We start from the raw sequence: 6150 nt of genomic DNA, 5'->3' as shown, positions 1-6150 counted from the left end.
GGCTTCTACATGATCCTCTTCCTGGCCGGGATCCAGCAGATCCCCGCCCAGCTCTTCGAGGCCGCGCCTGGGCCCCCGAGGGGTCAGCCGACGGGGACGCGGCGGCAGGCCGCGACGAACCGGGAGGCCAGGGCGGGGCTGCCGGCCCAGTGCAGGTGCAGGTAGGAGGCGGTGACCCGGTCGTCGGCGAAGCCGTCGGCCCCGTCCCGCCAGCGGAACAGCGGCCGGTCGGGGGCGGGCTCGATCACGGTGCGGTGGAACTCGTGACCCCGGTAGCGCTCGCCGTTCCGGGTGAGCGCCGAGTCCCGCACGGCCACCGCGTCCCGGTAGCCGAGCGTCAGCGTGCCGGTCATCCTGGCCTCCACGTCGAGGACCCCGCACATCGGCCTGCCGTCCAGCCTCCTGGACAGGTAGAGCAGGCCGGCGCACTCGGCCGAGATCGGCCCGTCGAACGCGCCGACCCGCTCGCGCAGCGGTTCGTTGGCCGACAGCTCGGCCGCGTAGACCTCGGGGAAACCGCCGCCGATGACGATCCCGCGGGTCCCCTCCGGGAGGGCCTCGTCGGCCAGCGGGTCCAGCGGGACGATCTCGGCGCCCGCCGCCGCCAGCAACTCGGCCTGCTCGGTGTAGCCGAACGTGAAGGCCTGACCGCCCGCGACCGCGATCCTCGTCACCGCCGGGACGGGCGGTCCGGGGCTCCAGGGCGCGGCCGCCTGCGGCGGCGCGGTGCGGGCGAGCCGCAGCAGCCCCTCCAGGTCGCAGGAGGCCGCGACGAGGTCCGCGACGGCGTCCATGGCCCGGACCGCCTGGGTCCGGCGCTCGGCGGCGGGCACCAGGCCCAGGTGCCGTGAGGGGGTCGCGACCGCGTCGCTGCGGCGGATCGCGCCGAGCACCGGCACCCCGCTCTCGGCGAGCGCCTCGCGGCAGACGCGTTCGTGCCGCTCCGAGCCGATCCGGTTGAGGATCACCCCGCCGAGCCTGATCCGGGTGTCGTAGGAGGCGAACCCGTGCACCAGCGCGGCCACCGACCGGCTCTGCCTGGCGGCGTCCACCACCAGGACAACGGGAGCGTCGAGCAGCCGGGCCACATGCGCGGTGGAGGAGAACTCGCCCGAGCCCGCGCCGTCGTACAGGCCCATCACGCCCTCGACGATCGCGAGGTCGGCCCCGGCGGCGCCGTGCAGGAACAGCGGGGCGACGAGCTCCTCCCCCACCAGCCACGGGTCGAGGTTGCGGCCCGGACGGCCGGTGGCCAGGGCGTGGTAGCCCGGGTCGATGTAGTCGGGCCCCACCTTGTGCGGGGAGACCCTCGTGCCGCGGCGGGCGAAGGCGGCCATCAGCCCGGTGGCCACGGTCGTCTTGCCCGCCCCCGAGGAGGGGGCCGCGATGACCAGGCGGGCTACCATTCGATGCCCTTCTGCCCCTTCTGGCCGGCGTCCATCGGGTGCCTGACCTTGCCCATCTCGGTCACCAGGTCGGCGGCCTCGACCAGCCGGGGGTCGGCGTCGCGGCCGGTGATCACGACGTGCTGGGTCCCGGGCCGCGTCCGAAGGGTGGAGACCACCTCGTCGACGTCGATCCAGCCCCACTTCATCGGGTAGGTGAACTCGTCGAGCACGTACAGCCGGAACGTCTCGGCGGCGAGGTCCCGTCTGATCTGCTCCCAGCCCTCGCGGGCGTCGGCGGCGTGGTCCTCCTCGCTGCCGGGCCGCTGGATCCAGGACCAGCCCTCGCCCATCTTGTGCCAGGAGACGGTCCCGCCCTCCCCCGAGTCGCCGAGCACCCGCAGGGCGCGCTCCTCGCCGATGCGCCACTTGGCGGACTTGACGAACTGGAAGACCCCGATCGGCCAGCCCTGGTTCCAGGCGCGCAGCGCCAGGCCGAAGGCCGCGGTGGACTTGCCCTTTCCCGGGCCGGTGTGGACGATCAGCAGCGGCCTGGTACGGCGCTGCCGGGTGGTCAGGCCGTCCTCGGGCACGCTGACGGGTCTGCCCTGTGGCATCCTCGCCCCCTCTTCGCTCTCACGCGGCACCGCGCCGCTCGTGGATCGTTCCGGTCCGTTCCCGGGCGGCACCGCGCCGCCCGGGGATCACTCCGGTCCGCCTCTCAGGCGGCACCGCGCCGCTCACGGATGATTCCGGCCAGGTCGGTGAGGTCGTCCAGGCGTACGGTCTCCGCGCCCATCCGCGCCGCCAGCGCGGCGGCGAGGCCGAGGCGCACGTGCCCGTCCTCGCAGTCGACCACCACGCCCGCCACGCCCGCCAGCAACCCGGCCGCCCGCCGGGAGTCCTCGACGGTGCCCGACGTCGCCCGGCCGTCGGTGACCAGGACCAGCAGCGGGCGCCGGGACGGATCGCGCAGCCGCTCGACCCGCAGCACCTCGGCGGCCCGCAGCAGCCCGGCGGCCAGGGGGGTGCGCCCCCCGGTGGGCAGCTCGCGCAGCCGGGCCGCCCCCGCCTCGACCGAGGAGGTCGGCGGCAGGACCAGGTCCGCCCGGGTTCCGCGGAAGGTGACGAGACCCACCTTGTCGCGACGCTGGTAGGCGTCCGTCAGCAGGCCGAGCACGGCCGTCTTGACCGCGCGCATACGCTGCCTGGCGGCCATGGAGCCGCTGGCGTCCACCACGAAGAGCACCAGGTTGCCCTCCCTGCCCTCGCGGACCGCCTCCCGCAGGTCGCCGCGCCGCAGCAGCAGCCCGGGACCGCTCCTGCCCCGCGCCGCCTGGTGCGGGGCGGCGGCGCCGACCGTCGCCCTCAGGTGCACGGAGCCGGTACGGCCCTCCGGGACCCTGGCCCCGGTGGTGCGGCCCAGCGGCGTCCTGGCCCGGGAGCGCCGTCCGGGGGCCCCGGCGCCGACGCCGGGGACGGTGAACAGCCTGGTCCTGCCGCCCGGGTCGGCGCCGAAGGTCCGCTCCCGGCCACCTGCCCCGTGCCCGCCAGCAGGGTCCGCGCCCGGCTTTTCCGGCTCGTCCGCCTCCGTGCCGGGGTCGGCGCCGGGGCCGGCGGTGTCGCGGGGACCCGGGACGGCGGGCGGCTCGGCGTCCGCGCCATCGGGCCCGCCGGTGTCTCCGGGGTCACCGGGGTCACCGGGGTCACGGGAGTCTCCTGACTCCCCGGGGTGGTCCGAGGTGTCCCGCGCCGGTTCCCCTGCCTCGGGACCGCCGTCGGGGTCCGGGCCGCCCGGGCCGCCCGAGCCCCCGGGGTCGTCGGGGTCGTCGGGGTCGTCGGGGTCGTCGGGGATCTGGTCCAGGAGGTCCTGGAGCCTGGACTCGTCCAGGCCGGGCGCGTCGAAGGGGTCGCGGCGCCGGCGGTGCGGGAGCGCGAGCCGGGCCGCCTCCCGCACGTCGTCGGCGGTGACCCGGGTACGCCCCCGCCAGGCGGCGTGCGCGATCGCGGCGCTCGCGGTCACCAGGTCGGCCCGGAGCCCGTCCACCTCGAACCCCGCGCAGACCGTGGCGATCCGCAGCAGCGCCGCGTCCGGAAGGACGACCTCGGGCAGCCGGGCCCGCGCCCCTGCGATCCGGGCGGCCAGCTCGCGCTCCTCGTCCGACCAGGCGGCGGCGAAACCGCCGGGGTCGGCCTCGAAGGCCAGGCGGCGGCGTACCACCTCCACCCGCCGGGACGGCTCCCGCGAGGCGCGCACCTCCACGGTCAGCCCGAAGCGGTCGAGCAGTTGCGGGCGGAGCTCGCCCTCCTCCGGGTTCATGGTCCCCACCAGCAGGAAGCGCGCCGCGTGGCGTACCGACACGCCCTCGCGCTCGACGTAGCAGGTGCCCAGGGCGGCGGCGTCGAGCAGCAGGTCGACCAGGTGGTCGTGCAGGAGGTTGACCTCGTCGACGTACAGGACGCCCCGGTGGGCGCCCGCCAGCAGGCCGGGTTCGAAGGACTTCACGCCCTCGGTCAGGACGCGTTCGATGTCGAGGGAGCCGACCAGCCGGTCCTCGGAGGCGCCGACGGGCAGCTCGACCAGGCGGGCGGGCCGGAGCGCCCCCTCCGCCGGGAGGACCGCAGGGAGGACCTCGTGGGGGCCGTCGGGACAACCGGGGTCGGGGGCCGCGGGGTCGCAGGAGAAGCGGCAGCCGGTCACCACCTCGACGGGAGGCAGCAGCGCGGCCAGCGCCCGTACGACGGTGGACTTGGCGGTGCCCTTCTCCCCCCTGACCAGCACGCCCCCGACCCGCGGGGACACGGCGTTGAGGATGAGGGCGAGCTTGAGATCCTCCAGCCCCACGATCGCGGTGAACGGATAACGGGAGTCAGGCACCTTCGGGCTCTCCTTGCGGCGTCGTGGGCGTCGTGGGCGTCGTGGGCGGGCGCCCTCACGGGGAAGGCGGACGCCCTCACAGGGGGCGTGGGCGTCGTCACGGGAGGCGCGGGCGTCCTCACGGGGAGCAGGTCAGCCGCCAGCGCACGCCGCGCCCGGTGAGCGTCACCCGGGCCAGCGGCGCCACGTCCACGCGCCAGAAGGCGCCGGCCGGGGCCCCGAGGGCATGCACCACGGCGGCGCGGACGACCGACGGGTGGGTGACCGCGACCGTCCGGCCCGGGGAGCAGGCCGCGAGCCAGCCGGAGACCCTGGCCAGGAGCGCGGTGACCGGCTCGCCGCCGTGCGGCGCCGCGGCCGGGTCGCCGAGCCAGGACGCGAGCGCCTCGGGTTCGGCGGCCTCGACCTCGCCGAGCGTCATCCCGGCCCAGCGCCCGTAGTCGCAGTCGGCCAGCGCCGGGTCGGGCTCGGCCCGCAGGCCGAGCGCCGCCGCCGTCTGCCGGCAGCGCAGCTCCGCGGGGCAGGCCGCCGGGCCCGGGACGAACTCCCGTGCCAGTTCGGCGGCCCGGCGCAGGCCGCGCCCGTCGAGCGGTTCGTCGACGGGGAACGCGGCCCGCGCCGTCGCCGCGGTGGAGGCGTGGCAGACCAGCAGCAGGCGGGTGACCCCCGAGGGAGTCGTCACACCGGGGCGCGCCGGCGCGCGGCGAGGGCGAACAGCACGCCGATGCCCGCCCAGAAGACCACCTGGGTGCCCAGGGAGGCGATCCGGAAGTCCCAGAGCAGGTCCGCGGGGAAACCCCGCGGCACCTCCGCGACCCTCGGCATCAGTGCCCAGGCGGCGATGACAGGGACGAGCACCGAGGCGCCCGTGACCAGCCACCGCACCCCCGGCTCGGCGCCCGAGGCGTACCGGTGGGCGGCGACCCCGGCGGCCACCGCGAGGAGGCCGATGGCCACCGCGACCAGGTAGAGCACGGTGCGCCGGCCGATGGTCCCCGGGTCGCCCACGGCGGGCGGGTTGGCGGGATACTTCACGAAGGGGACGAGGACCACCGCGACGAACGCGGCGGCGGCCAGGGTGAGCGCGAGCACCGGTTCCGAGCGGGGCCCGGCCCGGCCGCGTACGGCCGCGTGGACGAGGGCGAACAGGCCGCCGGCCGCCAGCCCGTACAGGCCCAGGGCGAGGAACAGGCCGAACCGCTGCCCACCCCTGCTGACCAGGGCCTCCTCCCCGTGGGAGTGGCCGGCATCGCCGGCCCCCGCCCCGTGGGAGTGCGTGGCGGCGGCCGTGTCCTCGACGGCGGCGGGGGCCGCCGCGGCGGCCGCCTCCTCCAGCGCGATGGCCTGGTCGATGCGCGGCTCGCCCACGGTGTAGGCGAACACGGCCGCGAGCAGCCCCGCGAGCAGTCCGGCGACGAGTCCCCGGACGATCAGTTTGGTGATCACTTGTGGCTCAGTGGCAGGGCACGCCGAGCAGGTGGCGCCCGTCGTGCATCAGCTCGTGCAGGTAGTCACCCGCCTGTGAGACCGCTCCCTGGTCGAAGGTGACCAGGTAGGCCAGGAGCAGCAGCACCGGCACGGCGAGAAGCCAGCGGGTGAGCGACCGCAGGGGGATGGGCTGGGCATGCGAAGCCGAGATCTGACTCACGGCTGCCTCCTCCGGGATCACGCGTCCCTTTTCGTAGGTCGGTGGCGGCCGAGTGACCTGACTTCCGCCCCTTCGGGGCCGGTTACAGTGGCGCGACCGTACCGGAATTTCACCGGATTTCCCTCGCACCGCCACAAAACACCCGGAACGTATCCCGGTTTCCCATCCCTCGTCAATCCCGACACGCGCCCGGCGTGTACGACGTGCCCGAGGACGTGGACGTGGAGGTGGCACGCCTG

The 6150-nt window shown here is 76.0% G+C and carries 6 protein-coding genes and 1 riboswitch; all 6 genes read right to left on the bottom strand.

Annotation, left to right across the window (positions count from 1 at the left end; translation table 11 throughout):
* Positions 1-83: 83 nt before the first annotated feature.
* The 6 genes from AB0G16_RS38135 to AB0G16_RS38110 all read right to left on the bottom strand — a co-directional run bounded on the left by AB0G16_RS38135 (position 84) and on the right by AB0G16_RS38110 (position 5911).
* A complete protein-coding gene (locus AB0G16_RS38135) occupies positions 84-1406 on the bottom strand; it encodes a cobyrinate a,c-diamide synthase (RefSeq protein ID WP_362815809.1) in 1323 nt (440 codons plus the stop codon).
* On the bottom strand, positions 1400-2002 hold the full coding sequence (cobO, locus tag AB0G16_RS38130) for a cob(I)yrinic acid a,c-diamide adenosyltransferase (RefSeq protein ID WP_362815807.1): 603 nt from the start codon (positions 2000-2002) through the stop codon (positions 1400-1402). Before cobO ends, AB0G16_RS38135 begins: the two co-directional genes overlap by 7 nt.
* Positions 2003-2106: 104 nt before the next feature.
* Entirely contained in the window at positions 2107-4263 is a 2157-nt protein-coding gene (locus AB0G16_RS38125) for a VWA domain-containing protein (protein ID WP_362815805.1), read from the bottom strand.
* Positions 4264-4381: 118 nt separating this feature from the next.
* A complete protein-coding gene (locus AB0G16_RS38120) occupies positions 4382-4945 on the bottom strand; it encodes a histidine phosphatase family protein (RefSeq protein WP_362815803.1) in 564 nt (187 codons plus the stop codon).
* Positions 4942-5709: a CbtA family protein gene (locus AB0G16_RS38115; protein WP_362815801.1), complete on the bottom strand. Its 768-nt coding sequence runs from the start codon at positions 5707-5709 to the stop codon at positions 4942-4944. The genes AB0G16_RS38120 and AB0G16_RS38115 overlap by 4 nt, the downstream gene beginning before the upstream one ends.
* Positions 5710-5716: 7 nt before the next feature.
* Positions 5717-5911: a CbtB domain-containing protein gene (locus AB0G16_RS38110; protein WP_362815799.1), complete on the bottom strand. Its 195-nt coding sequence runs from the start codon at positions 5909-5911 to the stop codon at positions 5717-5719.
* A gap of 41 nt (positions 5912-5952) precedes the next feature.
* Positions 5953-6046: riboswitch (adenosylcobalamin (AdoCbl) riboswitch) on the bottom strand.
* Between the last annotated feature and the right edge of the window lie 104 nt (positions 6047-6150).

Source organism: Streptosporangium sp. NPDC023615 (genome assembly GCF_040640155.1).
Taxonomy (GTDB): domain Bacteria; phylum Actinomycetota; class Actinomycetes; order Streptosporangiales; family Streptosporangiaceae; genus Streptosporangium.
The sequence above is the reverse complement of the archived record's forward strand: the minus strand, read 5'-3'. Positions and strand labels throughout refer to the sequence as shown.

What these genes read in the sequence shown, in the direction of transcription:
- AB0G16_RS38135 (WP_362815809.1), bottom strand. Translation starts at nt 1,406, where the DNA reads ATGGTAGCCCGCCTGGTCATCGCGGCCCCCTCCTCGGGGGCGGGCAAG.
- cobO (WP_362815807.1), bottom strand. Translation starts at nt 2,002, where the DNA reads ATGCCACAGGGCAGACCCGTCAGCGTGCCCGAGGACGGCCTGACCACC.